The sequence below is a fragment of the Streptomyces sp. NPDC047017 genome (genome assembly GCF_040644175.1).
Classification (GTDB): Bacteria; Actinomycetota; Actinomycetes; order Streptomycetales; family Streptomycetaceae; genus Streptomyces.
In genome coordinates this window covers 1-16,120 of the sequence record NZ_JBEYVW010000034.1, presented here as the reverse complement: position 1 = coordinate 16,120, position 16,120 = coordinate 1, and the positions used below count along the sequence as shown (strand labels likewise).

The window sequence follows — 16,120 nt, the reverse complement described above, 5'->3', positions numbered from 1 at the left end:
ACCGCTTGAATCAGGGCAGTGATGCTGTCCGGCGGCCGCCAGGTGCGGAGTGCGGCACCCCGGAGTCTTCCTGCCCGCAGGGGCCCCCACCCGCTTCTGCTGCTCAGAGCCCCGAAGCGCGTCGGCGACCTCGGCCGGGCTCATCCCGAACCGTAGTGACCCCGACCCGGTCTGCTCCGTCACCGGTCCGGCGTCGGGCCGGCCCGACGCGACCTCGGCGACCTCTTCAGCGAACTCCTGCGGGTGCGCCCCGACGGCAGTGGTCCATGCTCCGTTTCACCGCCTGAGGGCGTGCGCGACGGTGCGTTACCCTTCCCGTAAGGGACGTTCTCCCTCTGGCAACAGGCCGAACTGTGGTTTCAGCGGCACGTGTTGGTTCATCTCGGAGGCGTCCCGCGCTGTTCGATGAATCTGGATCGCCGCCGCCATCAAGGCCGAGGCCAAGGTCAAGGAGTGTCCTATGCGCGCATTATCCGGACGTGGTGAGAAGTCGGACGACGCCCAGGGGACGGCTTCCGGTCGCTCGCGTGCCGGCCGTCCACGTGCTCAGGAGTCCGCGGTGCGGTCGGCCTACGCGGACGTTCTGTCACTGCAGAGCCTGGCTGGAAATGCCGCGGTGACCGAGGCCGTCGCAGTGCAGCGTGCGTCCGGGCGTGGGCGGCGCGACCGTGGACATGACGACTCGTACCTGGCCTACGGTGCCTCGTCGGGCGGCAACGAGGGCTCCTCCCGCCGTAGGGATCGGCGCAGGAACGACAGCTCCGACCCGGACTTGGCCTACGGCTCGGACCACGGGACTCCGCCGCCCGCCGAGACCCCGTTCCGAGGTGCGGTGGGCGGAGTGACGTTCGCGAGTGAGAGCAACGGCGCGGCGATGCGGGAGATATTCGACTTCGTAGCCGCCGCAGCCCCCCATTTCGGCCAGGAGATCGCTGCTGCCGGCTCCATCGCGGTGCGGTTCGGCCGCACGCAGGGCGGGACCCCCGGGGAATGGCGGGCCAACAGCCGTTCCATCACTTTGGATCTCAGGCGGGGGAGTACCGCTCATCTCGCCGGAACCGCCGTGTTCGAGATTCTCAATGCTGCGGCGGCGCGTCGCCTGGCTGCCCTGGAGGGCGAGGTGCGCAGCGGCAGGCTGGACGTCCAGGCCGAGCAGGCCGGGTGGCCGGCCGATCAGTTCTTCGCGATGGAGGTGGAACGTATCGAGTGGGAGAACGGAGTGAGGCACCGGGAGATCGTGGCCGGCGCGGGCGGAGCGGGATCGGGCGCCGATCTGTTTTCCGCCGAAGGCGACTTCAATGCCTTCTACGAGCGTCAGGTGCGTTCCGGTCACACCCACAGTTACGAGTTCCGCTACAGCTTGTTGCGAGAAGAGGCGGCCTCCGAGGCTCGTCGCCGTCGTGAAGCGGAAGAGGGTGGCTCGTCGCGCGGGGACCGCGGGCACGGCTCCGCCTCGCACAGCTCTCACCGGCGCCATCACAGGTCTCATCGGTAGTCGATCGAACTCACGGCAATGCCCGCCTGCTTGCGGCGTGGCCCCGGTCTCCTGGTCGACCAGGACGACGCGGGCCTGGGCAGCGACCCGTAGGGGCCGATCCGGCCGAGGAGCTTGTCGCGCGCCACTGCCCACTGCTCTACCAGCTACGCATCGTCCAGCGGCCGGCTGCCGACAACGGGGGCCGGTACCGCCCGGCCGGCCCTCATGCAGCCACTGCCGGACACCGGCTCCATTCCAGCCCCGCAGCCGCCGTCGCCAGGTCATCCCGGAGCCGGAGCCCGGTTCCATCGGCAGGCACTCTCCCTGGATCCCGCTGTGCGGTGCGCACAGAACGAGGGGCGGAGACCGTCGATCTGCCCGGTCCGATCCGCGACACCGCGAGCGAGCACCCCGCGGAGTCGTACGCTTCCTGACCGCCACGGTCACCGACGCCTGCGACGGACAACCTCCCGCAGTAAGAACGGGAGACGAAGAGATGTCGGGGTGGGGGGAGTATCGCCGCCGAAGCTTGTGAATGTCCGGTGTTATGGCGGCCAGGGCAGCTTCGGCAGCGTGGTGTCCAGCACGCCGAGCCCGGCGCATCTTGTCCGCGCTGACCACCCCCAGATCTCCTTGCGGCGCAGCCGCTCGCGCAGGGCTCACCGCTGGACGGCACGCAGTCCGTCCAGGAGCAGCCGCAGTCCGAACTCGAAGTGCGCCGCGAAGTCCGTACTGGTGAGCACCGGCAGGGCGGCGGCGAGGTGCGGATACGTCCCTGCCGCCACCGCCTCGTGCAGCACCCCCGCATCGGTGGGCCCCCCGTCCCCCGGCTGGAGGGCGGCCTGTTCCTCCAGGGTGTGGCCGACGGTGAAGTTGGTCACCGAGTAGAGCGCCCGCGCCGCTTCGCCGTCACCGAAACCCGCCTCACGCAGCACGCCGACGAGGCTGTCGGCGAAGCCCAGGGTGTTCGGGCCGGTCGCGTGCGTACCGGCGAAGACGCGTGCGCCGTCGCGATGGGCGAGCAGGGCCGTACGCAGCGCGCGGGCGAGGCGCGCCGCTCTCTCGCTCCAGTCGCCGTCCCCCGCCGGCCCGGCGGCGTCGCCGACACCGCCGACCATCCGCTCTGCCATCGCGGTGAGCAGGTCCTGCTTGGTCGCGAAGTAGCGGTACAGCGCACCGGCCCGGACGTCCAGCGCATCGGCGAGCCGGCGCATGGTCAACGCGTCGAGCCCGGACTCGTTCAGCAGGTCGAGGGCGGTCTGGACGGTGCGGCCCTGGCTGAGCCGGGCGGGCCGGCCTCTGGTCGGGCTTGTCGGGCTTGACGGGGTGCTCATGGACCTCACTATACTGAACACCGTTCACGTGAACGCTGTTCACTAAATATGGGAGGACATCTCCGATGAACACCGATGTGATCGTCGTAGGCGCGGGCCCGACCGGGCTGATGCTCGCCTGCGAGCTGGCACTGGCGGGCGTACGGACCCGCGTCCTGGAGCGCCGCACCGAACCGCAGCGCAATTCGCGGGCGCTGAGTCTGCACCCGCGCAGCGTGGAACTGATGGACCAGCGAGGGCTGCTCGACCGGTTCCTCCCGCTCGGTCGGACCATGCCGGGCTGGCACTTCGCGGGGCTGCGCACCCAGCTGGACTTCAGCGCCCTCGACTCCCGGCACGGCTACACCCTCTTCCTGGCCCAGGCGCGCACCGAGGCGATCCTCGAGGAGCGGGCACACGAGCTGGGGGTGGAGATCAGCCGGGGATACGAGACCCTCGGCGTGAGCCAGGACGGCGGCGGGGTCGAGGTGGAGGTGCGTGTCCCCGGCGGCGGCACCGAGACCGTACGTGCCCTGTACGCGGTCGGGTGCGACGGCGGGCGCAGCGTCGTGCGGCAGGCCGTACGGATCGGCTTCCCCGGCACTGACGAGACCCTGACCGGGGTGCTCGGGGACTTCGCGGTCGTCGACCCGCAGCCCGGCGCCCTCGACGCGGCACGGGCCCGCGGCGTGATTGTCGCGCCGCTGGAGGAAGGGCTCACCCGGTTCGTCTACCTGGACCCGGAGCGGATACGGGTGCCGGCCCGGGAGCCCGTGACCCTGGAGGAGTTCCGCACGTCGCTCACCCGCGTCACCGGCTCCGACTGCGGGGTCGCCGAGCCCCGCTGGCTGTCGCGTTTCGGCAACGCCACCCGGCTCGCGGAGAGCTACCGTTCGGGACGCGTCCTGCTGGCTGGCGACGCCGCCCACATCCACTTCCCCGCGGCCGGCCAGGGGCTCAACACCGGGCTCCAGGACGCCATGAACCTGGGTTGGAAACTGGCCGCCGCGGTGCGCGGCTGGGCCCCGCCCGGGCTGCTGGACAGTTACGACGGGGAGCGCCGGCCGGTCGGCCGGTCGGTGACCGAGAACACCGAGGTCCAGACGCTGCTGGCGGAGCTGACGCTGGTCTCGCAGTACCAGCGTCCGGCCGCGGCCCTGCGAGGGCTCCTCGACCAGCTGCTGGGCATGGCCGAGGTCAACCGCCGGCTCGCCGATCAGGTCTCCGCGCTCGGCACCCACTATCCGGCGGCGGACCCGGGCGCCGATCCGCTGGTGGGGCGGCGTATGCCCGATGTCGGGCTGACCGCCGCCGGTTCGGAGGCGATCCGGGTGTACGAACTGCTCACCCATGGCCGCTTCGTCCTGCTCGCGCTGACCGGGGACCCGGCCCTTCGCGAGGCCGTCGGTGCGGGCTGGGGCTCGCGGGTCACGGCCGTCACCGTCGACAAGTACGACGAGCACGCGGACCTCGACGGGGTGACCGAGGTTCTCGTACGCCCCGACGGCCACGTTGCGTGGGCCACCCGTACCACCGACGGCGACGCACGCGGCGACGAGCGGGTCCAGGCGCTGACCACCTGGGCCGGTACGCCTTCCTCAAGGAGCTGATCATGTCTGTGAACCGCGTCAGTCCGCCGTCCGTGCACAACCCGTCCGACCAGATCAGCCAGGTCGTCACCGTCGACGGAGCCCGGCTCGTGCATCTCTCCGGGCAGGTCGCCTGGGATGCGCAAGGACGGCCCGTGGGGATCGGCGACCACGGGGCCCAGGCGGCACAGATCGCACGTAACCTCGACGCCGCACTCGCTGCGGTCGGTGCCACCCGCGACGACATCATCGAAGAGACCGTCTATGTGGTCGCCTACACCCCGGAGCTGTTGCCCGCGATCTTCGGGCCGCTGCGGGCCGGTGTCTCGCAAGCACCTGCGAGCACGCTGGTGGGCGTGCCCGCGCTCTTCGCCCCGGAATACCTCATCGAGGTCCAAGTGGTCGCCGCGCTCCCCGGACGAGGGAGCCATGACCGAGCCGTACCGGCCGACGAGACCGCGGCGAACGAGCATGCCAGGGCCCGGGAGCCCCACGGGAGCCGCAAGACGCCCTCCACGGACCAAGACCAAGATCTCGAAACGGCACTCACCCGCCGTGCCTGGGAGGACCCGTCCTTCGCCGCGCGACTGGAGCGCGAGCCCCTGGAGGCTCTGGCGTCGATGGGCGTGCGCGTGACCCCGGGTATCAAGGTGCAGGTCAGGCTGCAGAAACGCGACACTCTGTACTACGTCGTCCCACCCGCGAAGCGGCCGGACGAGCCGGACCGCCGTGAACCCGTGAACCTCATGGATCTGTGGCGCAGCGGGGACAACTTCGTCTGGCTGCTGCCCGAACGGCTCAAGACCGAGTTGCTGGCCATGCGCCGAAGTTTCCTCGAAGCCCCGACCGGTACTGGTACGACGCGGAGCAGCCATGAATCATGACGCCGGCACCCTCCACACCCTTCGGCTCGTCAACGACAGCGCCTACCGGGAGAGGCTCGTCGCCGACCCGAAAACAGTCCTGTGCGAGGAGTCGGGGCACCACCCGCGCGAGGACTTCGCCGTCGAGGCGGTGGAACAACAGGACGACACCATCGTCATCCTGCTCCCCGCGAAACCGGAGGACGACGAGGACTTCGGGGAGCGGCTCACCGAGGCGTCGCAGCGCGTGTACGACGTGCTGTTCTCGTCCGGAGTCGGCGGTTTCCTGATCCCCGACGACCGCCTGAAGTGGATCCTGCGGGACATCCGCTCCTCCTGGGCGGCCAGGGCCAAGGCCGAGCCGGAGCGCTGATGGCCACCTTCGTGCTCGTGCACGGTTCGTGGCTCGGCGGCTGGGCGTGGGAGCGGGTCGCCCCCGTGCTGCGGGCGTCCGGCCACATCGTCCTGTGCCCCTCACTCGCCCCGGCCGCACCCGGCGTCGGACTGAGCACCCACATCGCCGAGATCGTCGCTCTGCTGGACAGACACGATCTCACCAACGTGGTCCTCGTGGGCCACAGCTACGGGGGCATGGTCATCACCGGCGCAGGATACGAGCGACCGCACCGCATCCGGCAACTCGTGTACCTGGACGCGTACTTGCCCTCGCCGGGCCAGTCCGCCTTCGACCTCCAACCTGTTCTGCGCGAGGCGTGTGATGCCGCTGCCGCCTCGCGGCCGGTGCGGGAGGCATGGCTGATCCCGCCTTTCGGCTTCGAGACCATGGGGCTCACACCGGCCGACCTCAAGTGGGTGACCGCCAGGGCCCGGCCGCTGAGCCGCGCCACCCACGAAGAGCCCCTGCCCGGCCCCGCCCCCGGCCACCCTCACCTGGCGACGACGTACATGACGTACATAAGGTTCGGAGCGTCACCCTTTTTCGCCGACGCGGCTGATACGGCGCTACGACGCGGGGCCCGGGTCCTGACCATCGAGGGCGCCGCCCATCTGGCGCCCATCACCGACCACGAGCGCCTGTGCGCGGCGCTCGACCGGACAAGCTGAGAGGTTGTGCGTTGCTGCTTCGGTACACAGACAACAGGTCGCCTACTTCGCACGGCACACAGAGGGACGGCCGGCCTCCAGGCGGCTGACCGGCATAACGGGCGGCACGGGCGTGGTCTCCGCGCCCGTGCCGCCGCTCTGGAGAGCCGATTCAATGGAGCGAGAAACCGTGAAGGGCGGCCGCCTGCCGAGCGGCGGGGCAGGAGACCGATGATATGGCTGAGGCCGGTGTCCGTGAGTCCGACTGCGGCGGCACCGGCGCTCTCCTGCACCCGGGTGGTGGCACTGCGCGTGCCGGAGATCGGGACGATGCCGCCGCCCTGGTGCAGCAGCCAGGCCAGCGTGAGCTGGGCCGTGATGATGCCCTTGGCTGCGGTGACCTTCCTGAGTTCATCGATGGCGCGAAGGTCGTAGTCGCGGCTCTCCGGTAGCGCACGCGCGACGGCACGGCGAACGCGGCCGCGTCACGGCGACGATGGCGGCGTCGTAGCCTTCGTCTGGTGCCTGTCACCGATGGTCTGCCACAGCCGCTGCGCCCGCTCGCGATGCCGGCGCGCCAGGTGGTGGACACCGGCGGCGGCGTCGAGGTCACCGATCAGCTGCCAGCACGCGGCCTCGTCCTGGCGGTCGCCGTGCCGGTGGAACAGGTCCGCCGCGCGTTCCAACGCCGGGCTCGCCCGGTCCCGGTCGTGCTGACCGGCGTGGACGCGGCCGACTTCCAGCAGGGTGTACGCGGCGCACCGCTCGTCGGCCAGTTCCTCGAAGGTGGCCAGCGCCTGACACAGGCAGCGCAGCGCCTCGTCCGGATCACCGCGCTGATCGTGCAGGCGGCTGAACCGCCGCAGCACGACTGCCACGCGATGCCCGTCCTCAAGCGCTCCGGCCTGGCGCAGGGCCTCGCCGAACCAGGTCTCCGCCTCGTCGAGTTCGCCGTGCATGAGCCGCATCACGGCCATCGAACAGGACAGCTGCGCCTCAAGGTGCCGGTCGCCCTCACCGACTGCGATGGCCAGCGCCCGCTCGACACGACCGGCGGCCTCGTCGAAACGGCCCTGCACCCGGCTGACCGTACCCAGCATCGCCACCGACAACGCCTCTCCCCGCTTGTCCTCGCTGTCCTGGCACAGCGAGACGGAGGACTGCAGCGCACGGGTCGCCCCGTCGAACTCGTCCCGGTAGATGTGCAGTTGGCCGAGTCCGCGCAGCAGCACCGACGCGCCGCGCCGGTCGCCGGCGGTCTCGGCCGCCTCCAGCGCGAGCTGGTGCCCGTGCTCCCAGTCCTGGTACAGGCACCGGTGGTCGTAGTAGGTCACCGTGCCGGCCGTCAGCTCCCACGCCAGCTCGTGCAGGCCCCAGTCCGCGGCCAGTCTGACCGCGCCGAGCAGGGTGTCGCGTTCCACGTCGAACCAGCCGACCGGGTCGGCCAGCAGCCGGTCCACGACCGCGTCGGGCAGCGACAGGCGGGGCGCCGGACCGGGCTCGCCGGCCAGCAGCCCGGCCGGCAGCCGATCGGTGCCGCGCCCTGCCAGATCGAGCCAGGCGGACAGCACCCGGACCATCGCGTCCCTCTTGTCCGCTTCCGGCAGCTGGGCGGCGATCTCCACGGCACAGGTCCTGATCAGGTCGTGCAGGCGGTAGCGCGGCTGGCCGATGGCATCGGTGGCGGTGAGCCGTACCAGGCTGGCGTCGACGAGGGTGTCCAGCACGTCGTCGGCGTCCGGGCGGTCCAGCAGCGGGCCGAACACCCAGCCGGGCAGGGTGTAGGGGCCGAGCAGGCCCAGCAGGCACAGCGCGCGCACCGCCTCGGCCGGCAGCAGCCGCACGCTCAGTTCGACGCTGGCTCGCACGCTGAGATCCCCGATCCTCAGCTCGGCCAGCCGCCGGGACTCGTCCTCGATCCGTTCCCGCAGCACCCGCAGGGTCCAGGCCGGGCGGCCGGTGAGCTTGGCGCTGGCGATCCGGATGGCCAGCGGTAGATTGCCGCAGCAGTCGAGGATGGCGTCGGCCTCCGCCGGTTCCCGCTCGACCCGCCGCCGCCCCACGATGCCGGTGAACAACTCCCGCGCCTCCGCCTGGCTCAGCATGTCCAGGTCGATGTGCCGGGCGCCGGGAAGCTGCGTCAGCAGAGCGCGGCTGGTGATCAGTACGGCACAGCCGTCGGCCCCCGGCAGCAACGGCAGCACTTGACCGGCCTGACCGGCATCGTCCAGCACCACCAGCATCCGGCGGTCCGCCAGCAACGACCGGTAGAGCGCGGCCCGTTCGGACAGACCGTTCGGGATCGCGCTGCCGGCGATCGAGAGCGCGCGCAGCGCCTCGGCCAGCATCAGTGCCGGGTCCCGCGGCTCGTACGATGTCCCGGCGAGGTCGAGGTAGAGCTGGCCGTCGGGGAAGGCGGCGCTCGCCAGCCGCGCGGCATGCGCGACGAGACAGGACTTGCCGACACCGGGACCGCCCACGATGACGGCCACCGGGGCCCGGTTCGGCGCCGTCACGTCGAGCAACCGGGCGACCTCGGCCAGCGCGTCGGCACGGCCCACGAAGTCAGGTACATCGAGGGGCAGTTGGCGGACCGGCATGGCCATGTCCGGTTCCGGTTCGGTGGCCGCCGCCACGCCAGGACCTTCCGGTCGCGTGTCCGGGGGACCGCTCGCCGGGGCAGGGGCCGCCAGGGCGGGATCGGCGACCAGGATGCGCCGATGCAGCACCTGGATCGGCGGGGTGGGGTCGACGCCGAGTTCGGCCGCCAGTGTCTGGCGCAGCCGTTCGTACACCTGCAGCGCCTCGCCCTGTCGCCTGCACCGGTAGAGGGCGACCATCAAGTGCTCCGCGACCTGCTCGTCGTAGGGATGCTCGCCTCGCAGGGTGGTCAGCTCCTCGATGACCTCACGATGACGCCCCAGGTCGAGTTCGATACCCAGACATAATTTGTGCGTGGCGGCACGCTTCTCGTTCAGCTGTGCCGCGTCGAACTCCAGGACCCGGCTGGAGATGTCGACCAGGGCGTTCCCGCGCCAGCAGGCCAGCGCGCGCCGCAACGCGGCAGCGGTCTCGGACGGGGCCTTGTGCCGTTCGGCGACGTGCCGCTCGCGGTCGAACTCCAGCAGGTCGAGCTGGTCCGGGGCCAGGTGGATCTGGTAGCCGCCGCGGCGCGTGCTGATCAAGGAGCCGGGTGCTCCGCACGCGGCGAGGTTGCGGCGCAGCCCGGACAGAGCGTCCTGGACCTGGCGGACCGCGGTGGCGGGTGCCTTACCGTCGTCCCACATCACGGCGACGAGCCGTTCCACGGCGACGACATCGTTGGCGTCGACCAGAAGCGCGGCCAGCATCTTGGCCTGCCGCGGTCCGTCGAGCCGGACGTCACGCCCGGTGATCCGGGCGTGCAACGGCCCCAGCACACCAAACCTCATGGTCCCCCCGGCACTTCGCGTTCAGCGTCGATTCCCTGGCTGACCTGGCACTAGGACGAACCTAGGACGACCGACGGACCCGTGTCCATAGCGTCACCCCCGGGTCACTCGGCCACGCCCGGCCGTGGCAGTCGATCCGAGCCGAAGGCCGTCACCAGCGCCGGAATGCGCCGGACGAGGAACGAGGCGCACGCTCACCGGTCTCGCGGACCACGCACGAACGTCGACACTGGAAGACTGGAAGGTACCCATGAGTTTCAAGAAAGCACTCGCCGTCTCGGCAGCCGTCGCGGCCTCCCTGGCCGGCAGCCTCCTCACAGCGTCCGGCGCCCAGGCCGCCACCCCGTCGTCCGCCGGCCACGTCGTCTCCCCGGCGTACAGCGCGAACGCGTGCCGGTCGTGGACCACGGGCAAGTACGCGCCCGTCACCGACCACATCGCGATCGACTCCTGCTACTGGGTCGAGAACAACGGCTACACCGTCTCCGCCTCGATCCCGTTCCAGAACTACTCCGGCACCAGCGTGGTGTACTGCGCGCACGCGATCAACGTCAGCACCGGTAAGTGGGCTCACGACTTCGGCTGCGGGTCCGGAGTCTCCACCGGGGACGGCAGCACCGTCGCGGGAACCGGTGGAGGGGCGGCCGGGTACAGCGAATACTGGAACGCGCCGGCGGGCACGTACGTCGTCTCCACCGGGTACTGGCTGAACGGCAAGTACTACGGCGACGTACAGAGCCCGAGGACCACCATCGGAGCGCACTAGGTTCGTGTCCGTGACGCCAGGGCAGCCGCAGTCGCAGGGCTGTCGCGGGTGAGTCCGGCGGTGCCGGCCCTGCTACCGGTGCAGCGGACGACGCCCCACCCGCCGCCGCTGACTGGGCCACAGAATCTCCGTGACGGACTGACCGTGTCTGCCGTCGAAGAAGCAGGGCGGGGCGGACCGGCGCACCGGTCGGCCCGCCTTGCGGGCGTCAAGGTCCGCCGGCGCCTGATGCCCCTCGGCCAGAACCTGCCGCACGGCGACGTCCGCCTCAACCGCACTGCGGGAGGCGGGGCGGCCAAGACACTCTTCGCTGCGCCGTACGCGTCGAGCGCCGAGGCGTAGGCGACCAGCAGCCTCGCAGGTAAACGTGAAGGGTGGGCCGGCGGGGGCGGGGGCGGGGGCGGGTCGCGGGTCCTGGCCGTCGGAGGAGCTGCAAGCAGTCTCGGCCCCGGTCGACCTGGTCCGGGCGCGGTGAGAACGTCCGGCTGTCCGCCGCTTGGCCGGCCACCACCTGCTGGGAGTCCGCCCGGCTGGTCGGGGCTCGCCGACCGCACGAATGCGCGGCAGGTCCTCGCGGACCGGTGCGTCCGTTACCGCGCCGGCCGGACAGTGGAGCTGGCGATGTACGGCAAACGGGGTAAAAGTTGCATCCCTCATAGGGCGGCGGGTAGCGGGAGGTGAAGTCCACTGCAGGGAGGAAGGTGCATTTCATGACACCGCCGCATCCCATGACACCGCACCAGGATGTCGTCGAACTGATTCTCAGGGATCACCGGACGATGGAGGACCTGCTCCGCCTGATGCGCAGCGTCGAGGCCGACCGCCAGGCCACGCTCAACGAATTCGCGCATTTGATGATCGCGCACGGTGAGGCGGAGAAGGTGTCGGTGCATCCCGTCCTCGCCACCTTCGAGGGCGCCGACATCGTCGAGCACGTCGAGACAGCACACCAGGAAGCCGTCAAGGTTCTCTTCGCGCTCCTGCAAGTACGCGAGATCGGCTCCGCCGAATGGGACTGGCGGCTGCAGCAGATGGCCTCGGTCACCGCCCGCCACACCGACGAGGAGGAACGCACCCTCGTCAACCGGGTACGCGAGAGCCTCAGCCACCGCTGCCGGAAGGAACTCGGCGCCGGCTTCGCCCGGACGCGCGCGGATCTGCTGGCAGCACACTGCGGCACCGTCGCCCACGTGTACAGCATGATCGAGGCCGCCACCCCCGCCTGAACGCATCGTCCGTGCCCGCCCTCCGGTGGCCACGGACGCGGGACGGCGTGGAGAACCTGACTCACGGCAGGAGTTGTCATGGACTGGAACCTGGATACCTTCCTCACCCAGGTCACCGAACGCGCAGGCTATGAAGGGACGCAACAGGCAGCCCGGGCCGTCCAGAACGTGCTGGAGGTGCTCGGCGCCCACCTGGTGGGCGACGACCGCACAGATCTGGCCCACGTGCTGCCCGGCGGGTGCGGGCCACTGCTGACCCAGACAGAACCGGCCACCGAACCGCTGACACCCGTGTCCTTCGTGGAAGCCGTGGCCGACCGCAGCAACGAGGAACTCGCCGAGGCCAGGCGTCAGATCGACGCCGTACTCCCCACGCTCGCCCAAGTGACCGACGACGCGCTGCTGCGTCGCCTCCTCACCCAACTGCCGCCGGGACACGCGGGCTTGTTCGGCTGCACAGATCCCGGCTGAACCTGGGGCGGTGCGTCAGGGCCCGAGGCGGTCCAGGGCGTTGATGACGGCGGCGATGGCGGGCTCGGCGGCGCGTTCGCGGTGGTGGGCTGCCATGAGGTCGACGTGCCACTCGGGCATGTCGCTCACGTCGAGTTCGACCAGGGTGCCGGCGACGAGGTCGCGTTCGACCGTGGCACGGGTGAGAACGGCGACGGCCTGCCCGGAGCGCGCGAGATCGGCTGCGGTCTCGGCGGAGCTGATGCGGTAGAGCTGGTGCGCGCGGGTGGGGGCGTCCAGGAGCTGTTCGTGGAAAAGGCTCGCACCGCTGCCCCAGAAGTTCACGGCGAGAGGGTGGCCGCTCAACCGCGCGATGTCGCAGGAGCGGTGTGCCGCGAGCGGGTGGCCCAGGTGACAGACCGCGATGACCGGCTCGCTGCGGAACTTGCGCATCCGTACCTCGTGGGCGTGCGGCACCGGCAGAGTGATGGCGATGTCGGTCGTGCCCGTGGCCACTCGTTGGAGCGCGTCCTGACTGTGCTGGTCGTCGACCACGACGGCGTAGCTGAGCGGCTGCAGCGCACCGATGACGAAGGGGACGGCCAGCGGTGCGTAGCTGGTGTGGGTGGTCACGTGCAGGGTGCCCTGGGTGTCGTCCTCCCGCGCGATGTCCAGGGCCCGGGCCGCCAGATCCAGGCATCGCTCCGCGTGGGGCAGCAGCCGTTCCCCCGCAGGCGTCAGTGACACTCCTCGGCTCGACCGGTCGAGCAGTGGCTGACCGACGAGCCGCTCCAGCCTGCGCAACCGCTCGCTGACGGACGGCTGTGCGACCCGCAGCGCACGTGCTGCGGCGGACAGCGAGCCGACGGACGCGGCGGTGACGAAGACGCGCAGATCCGCGAGTTCCAAAGCCATAGGCACACCCTATGGCCAGTGCCCTCGGATCAAGGGGTTCTGCGTGGCAGGCGGCGCTCATAGCGTGCCGGTGTGACATTCCCGTAGAGATGAGGAGTTTCTCTTGCGTGAAATCCACGAGGGCGCTGTCGAACTGGTCCCTGCGACGGCGCGTGATCTGCCTGGGATCGTCGCCCTCCAGGATCACATGGCCGCGACCTCGCACGCCCGGTTCGCCACCAGGCCGCAGTGTCTGGAGGAGCGGTGGGACTGGTTCGCGCAATTCGCGGGAACAGGTCCGTATCGGATGCTCGTCGCCCGCCGCGGTGGTCAGGTCCTCGGTTACGCCTGCAGCCAGCGCTACCGCGATCAGGACGCTTTCCGGGAAACGGTCGAGGTGAGCGTCGGGCTCGGCGAGGGGAGTAGGGGACAAGGGTGGGGAAGTGCCCTGTACCGTGCGCTCTTCGGTCTTCTGGCTGACGAGCCTGTACACGTGATCCTCGCCGGCATTGCCCTGCCCAACGACATGTCGGTGGCCTTGCACCGCAAGTTCGGCTTTGCCGAGATCGGGACCTTCCACGAGTACGCCGTGAAGAACGGTCAGTACCTGAGTTCCTTGTGGATGCAACGCCTCCAGTCCGTCCCGTCCTCGGGACCAGAACGGAACGGAACGGTTCCGTGATCGCGCGGCGGAGGGGCGTCGGCAGTGGTCAGGTGCGGGTGGGGCTGAGCCCCTCGACGGTGAGCCGGAGAACTCGCTCTGCTTGCACGGCCGGGGCGGTGTGGTTCTCGGTGGCCAGCGCGATGCCGACGATGAGGGTGATCAGGTCGTGGGGGGTGGTGTCCGCCCGTACGGTCTGGTCGGCGACGGCCTTGCGCAGCAGGGGTGCGACGGCGTCCTCGATGGTCGCGGCGCAGGAATGATGAGCGTCTTCGTCGCCGAGGGGCACATAGGTGAGAAAGCCGGCCAGGCCCCGTGCGTCGAGGGAGTAGGTGAGCAGCTCGCGCAGCCAGGTCAGGAGAGAGGCCCGGCTGTCGCTCTCGCCGCAGAGAGTACGGGCGAGGTCGCACAGGGCGTGAACGCGCTGCTGGAAGACGGCTTCGAGCAGGTCCTTGCGGGTGGGGAAGTGACGGCGCACGGTGGCTGACCCGACTCCCGCGCTGCGGGCGATCTGTTCCAGGGAAGCCTGTGCCCCGTGAGCGGCGACCTCGGTCACGGCCACGGCGAGGACACGGGCGTAGTTGCGGCGGGCATCCGAACGCTGGCCGGTCATGGCACTGCTCCAACATTGCTAAGCGGCGGGGCCCGCCATATTCTAGCCGAGAGAAAACGGCGGGCCGCGCCGTTTTGGTGGGTGTGACCACTGAGGAGAGACGCTCCGATGATCCCTGCTGCGACACCCGTTCTCGTCACCGGCGCCACCGGACGGCAAGGAGGCGCCACCGCCCGCGCGCTGCTCTCGCAGGGCGTACCCGTGCGCGCCCTGGTCCGTGACCCCCGTACACCTCGTGCGCGCGCCATCCAAGAACTCGGCGCGCGCCTGGTCGTGGGCGACCTGACCGACGCCGCGACTCTGGCGGCGGCCGTGGACGGCGTCCGCGCTGTCTACTCCGTGCAGATGCCCGCATTCACCGACCAGGGCGTCGACTTCGACGGTGAGGTCCGCCAGGCGTACAACCTCATGGCCGCCGCGAAGGCCGCGGGAGTGCACCAGTTCGTGCAGTCCACAACCAGCGGCGTGGGCCGGCACACCCGGGCGCCGGGCTGGGCGGAAGGACGCTGGGCCATGATGGAGGCCCCGTTGGGAACGAAAGCGGCCATCCAGGACCGTCTGCGAGAAATAGGCTTTCCCCGCTGGACGCTGATCAAGCCGTCGTTCTTCATGGAAAACCTCGATCCGGCCATGCGGTTCTACTTTCCCTGTGGCCTCGAAGGCGGCCTGGTCACCGTCGTCAAACCGGACACCCACCTGGCCCTTGTGGCGGCGCAGGACATAGGCCGAGCCGTCGCAGCCGCCCTGTCGGACCCGGACCGGTTCCATCGCGTGGAACTGGAACTGGCCGGCGACTACCTGACCATGACACAGATCGCGAGAACCCTTTCGCAGGTGCTGGGCGTTCCGCTGTCAGCGCCGGACATGACCGCGAATGAGGCCCGCGCCGCAGGCATGCCCGCCATGGGCGCCGCTCACGCGTTCCTGGACGCCGTCGGCCAACCGGCCCGCCCCCGCTTCGCCCGCGCACTGGGCATCGACCTCACCAGCTTCGAGCAGTGGGCACGGACGCACCTGTCTTCCCGTGCAAACTGCTCTTCGTGAGAACCCGACGTTGATCCAGGTGAGTCGCCTGGGGCGTAGAAGTGGTCACAAGAGACCGCCGCCACCAGATTAGGGTGCAGGCCGGTCGACCGAGACGTGTGTACACCTCGGCAGACAACACGGCCTGACAGGCGCTCCAAGACGAGGTCGCCATCCCTGAAGGCAAGTCGATACCGACGATCAACACCTATGGCACCAAGCAGGAAGAGCTGTTGAGGGCGCAGCCGATCGCGCAGCAGAGGGTCGAGGACCGCATCCCGGCCTCGACCGCTCCGAGAAGCCTCGCGCTTGCAGAGGAGGGTCGATCTCTCGGAAGCTCCACAGCTTTTACTTCCTCACACCCTTGCAGCGCAGCACGAGCTTCAGAGTGGAGCTCTGTTCAAGAGTGGAGAGCACGGGCCTGGGGGAGCGATAACAGGCAGAACAGTATTCCTGACAATCTGTCAGAAGTACGGGAGAGGAACGAAATTGACCGAACTTCTTGTGTAGCTAGCAGGAGGGATTCGCGGAGCGAATCCCGTTTTGGATCGAATCGCGGAGCGAATTCGGGCCGTGGCCAACGGAGTTGGCCAGGAATTCCGGCGGAGCCGGAATTTGGAATTGCGGAGCAATTCCTGTTTCCGCCGCGTAGCGGCGGCGCGTCGTGTCTGCGGAGCAGACCGCGCGCTCCGGTCGCCGCGAACACGTCGCGGTACAACCGGCGCAGCCAGTCGACGGCCGCCCGGTCGGCGGCCGGGTCCTGCCAGGTG

The 16,120-nt window shown here is 70.0% G+C and carries 14 protein-coding genes and 1 pseudogene; 10 read left to right on the top strand and 5 right to left on the bottom strand.

The annotated features are described in order from the left end of the window. Nucleotides 1–841: 841 nt before the first annotated feature. Complete coding sequence (locus ABZ858_RS36020) at nt 842–1,495, top strand: hypothetical protein (protein WP_361388857.1); 654 nt, start codon at nt 842–844, stop codon at nt 1,493–1,495. 641 nt (nt 1,496–2,136) lie between these two features. Here the strand turns inward: ABZ858_RS36020 and ABZ858_RS36015 are convergent. Further along, on the bottom strand, nt 2,137–2,811 hold the full coding sequence (locus tag ABZ858_RS36015; RefSeq protein WP_361388854.1) for a TetR/AcrR family transcriptional regulator: 675 nt from the start codon (nt 2,809–2,811) through the stop codon (nt 2,137–2,139). Nucleotides 2,812–2,876: 65 nt separating this feature from the next. Between ABZ858_RS36015 and ABZ858_RS36010 the strand changes: the two genes are divergently transcribed. From ABZ858_RS36010 to ABZ858_RS35995, 4 genes are read left to right on the top strand one after another with little or no spacing between them, the layout of a single operon-like run. Continuing rightward, nucleotides 2,877–4,400, top strand: coding sequence for a monooxygenase (locus tag ABZ858_RS36010; RefSeq protein WP_361388851.1), 1,524 nt, complete (start codon nt 2,877–2,879; stop codon nt 4,398–4,400). A gap of 2 nt (nt 4,401–4,402) precedes the next feature. Next, entirely contained in the window at nt 4,403–5,263 is an 861-nt protein-coding gene (locus ABZ858_RS36005; protein ID WP_361388848.1) for a Rid family hydrolase, read from the top strand. Beyond that, nucleotides 5,253–5,615, top strand: coding sequence for a hypothetical protein (locus ABZ858_RS36000; RefSeq protein WP_361388845.1), 363 nt, complete (start codon nt 5,253–5,255; stop codon nt 5,613–5,615). Before ABZ858_RS36005 ends, ABZ858_RS36000 begins: the two co-directional genes overlap by 11 nt. After that, on the top strand, nt 5,615–6,307 hold the full coding sequence (locus ABZ858_RS35995) for an alpha/beta hydrolase (RefSeq protein WP_361388842.1): 693 nt from the start codon (nt 5,615–5,617) through the stop codon (nt 6,305–6,307). The genes ABZ858_RS36000 and ABZ858_RS35995 overlap by 1 nt, the downstream gene beginning before the upstream one ends. A gap of 233 nt (nt 6,308–6,540) precedes the next feature. Here ABZ858_RS35995 and ABZ858_RS35990 read toward each other — a convergent pair. Next, nucleotides 6,541–6,708, bottom strand: a pseudogene (locus ABZ858_RS35990) (aldo/keto reductase); the annotation flags it as partial. 63 nt (nt 6,709–6,771) lie between these two features. Next, nucleotides 6,772–9,717, bottom strand: a complete 2,946-nt coding sequence (locus ABZ858_RS35985) for a BTAD domain-containing putative transcriptional regulator (RefSeq protein ID WP_361388839.1) — start codon at nt 9,715–9,717, stop codon at nt 6,772–6,774. 250 nt (nt 9,718–9,967) lie between these two features. Between ABZ858_RS35985 and ABZ858_RS35980 the strand changes: the two genes are divergently transcribed. From ABZ858_RS35980 to ABZ858_RS35970, 3 genes are all read left to right on the top strand, one after another. Beyond that, nucleotides 9,968–10,483 carry a hypothetical protein gene (locus tag ABZ858_RS35980; RefSeq protein ID WP_361388836.1) on the top strand — a complete coding sequence of 172 codons (516 nt, stop codon included), beginning with the start codon at nt 9,968–9,970 and terminating at the stop codon, nt 10,481–10,483. A gap of 710 nt (nt 10,484–11,193) precedes the next feature. Further along, nucleotides 11,194–11,709, top strand: a complete 516-nt coding sequence (locus tag ABZ858_RS35975; protein WP_361388833.1) for a hemerythrin domain-containing protein — start codon at nt 11,194–11,196, stop codon at nt 11,707–11,709. A 78-nt stretch (nt 11,710–11,787) separates the two neighbouring features. Continuing rightward, a complete protein-coding gene (locus ABZ858_RS35970) occupies nt 11,788–12,180 on the top strand; it encodes a DUF2267 domain-containing protein (RefSeq protein WP_361388830.1) in 393 nt (130 codons plus the stop codon). A gap of 15 nt (nt 12,181–12,195) precedes the next feature. Here the strand turns inward: ABZ858_RS35970 and ABZ858_RS35965 are convergent, their stop codons facing one another. After that, nucleotides 12,196–13,074 carry a LysR family transcriptional regulator gene (locus ABZ858_RS35965; protein WP_361388827.1) on the bottom strand — a complete coding sequence of 293 codons (879 nt, stop codon included), beginning with the start codon at nt 13,072–13,074 and terminating at the stop codon, nt 12,196–12,198. A gap of 103 nt (nt 13,075–13,177) precedes the next feature. On the opposite strand from ABZ858_RS35965, the gene ABZ858_RS35960 reads away from it, so the two are divergent. Next, nucleotides 13,178–13,735 (top strand): N-acetyltransferase family protein, encoded by a 558-nt coding sequence (locus tag ABZ858_RS35960; RefSeq protein WP_361388824.1) that lies wholly within the window; start codon nt 13,178–13,180, stop codon nt 13,733–13,735. 28 nt (nt 13,736–13,763) lie between these two features. Here the strand turns inward: ABZ858_RS35960 and ABZ858_RS35955 are convergent, their stop codons facing one another. Beyond that, a complete protein-coding gene (locus ABZ858_RS35955; RefSeq protein WP_361388821.1) occupies nt 13,764–14,327 on the bottom strand; it encodes a TetR/AcrR family transcriptional regulator in 564 nt (187 codons plus the stop codon). Nucleotides 14,328–14,435: 108 nt separating this feature from the next. Here ABZ858_RS35955 and ABZ858_RS35950 point away from each other — a divergent pair, with 108 nt between their 5' ends. Then, nucleotides 14,436–15,371 carry an NmrA family NAD(P)-binding protein gene (locus ABZ858_RS35950; protein ID WP_361388818.1) on the top strand — a complete coding sequence of 312 codons (936 nt, stop codon included), beginning with the start codon at nt 14,436–14,438 and terminating at the stop codon, nt 15,369–15,371. The last annotated feature ends 749 nt before the right edge of the window (nt 15,372–16,120 follow it).

Excerpts from the sequence above, each read along its gene's own strand:
- ABZ858_RS36015 (WP_361388854.1), bottom strand. The coding sequence starts at position 2,811 with ATGAGCACCCCGTCAAGCCCGACAAGCCCGACCAGAGGCCGGCCCGCC.
- ABZ858_RS36010 (WP_361388851.1), top strand. The coding sequence starts at position 2,877 with ATGAACACCGATGTGATCGTCGTAGGCGCGGGCCCGACCGGGCTGATG.
- ABZ858_RS36005 (WP_361388848.1), top strand. The coding sequence starts at position 4,403 with ATGTCTGTGAACCGCGTCAGTCCGCCGTCCGTGCACAACCCGTCCGAC.
- ABZ858_RS36000 (WP_361388845.1), top strand. The coding sequence starts at position 5,253 with ATGAATCATGACGCCGGCACCCTCCACACCCTTCGGCTCGTCAACGAC.
- ABZ858_RS35995 (WP_361388842.1), top strand. The coding sequence starts at position 5,615 with ATGGCCACCTTCGTGCTCGTGCACGGTTCGTGGCTCGGCGGCTGGGCG.
- ABZ858_RS35985 (WP_361388839.1), bottom strand. The coding sequence starts at position 9,717 with ATGAGGTTTGGTGTGCTGGGGCCGTTGCACGCCCGGATCACCGGGCGT.
- ABZ858_RS35980 (WP_361388836.1), top strand. The coding sequence starts at position 9,968 with ATGAGTTTCAAGAAAGCACTCGCCGTCTCGGCAGCCGTCGCGGCCTCC.
- ABZ858_RS35975 (WP_361388833.1), top strand. The coding sequence starts at position 11,194 with ATGACACCGCCGCATCCCATGACACCGCACCAGGATGTCGTCGAACTG.
- ABZ858_RS35970 (WP_361388830.1), top strand. The coding sequence starts at position 11,788 with ATGGACTGGAACCTGGATACCTTCCTCACCCAGGTCACCGAACGCGCA.
- ABZ858_RS35965 (WP_361388827.1), bottom strand. The coding sequence starts at position 13,074 with ATGGCTTTGGAACTCGCGGATCTGCGCGTCTTCGTCACCGCCGCGTCC.
- ABZ858_RS35955 (WP_361388821.1), bottom strand. The coding sequence starts at position 14,327 with ATGACCGGCCAGCGTTCGGATGCCCGCCGCAACTACGCCCGTGTCCTC.
- ABZ858_RS35950 (WP_361388818.1), top strand. The coding sequence starts at position 14,436 with ATGATCCCTGCTGCGACACCCGTTCTCGTCACCGGCGCCACCGGACGG.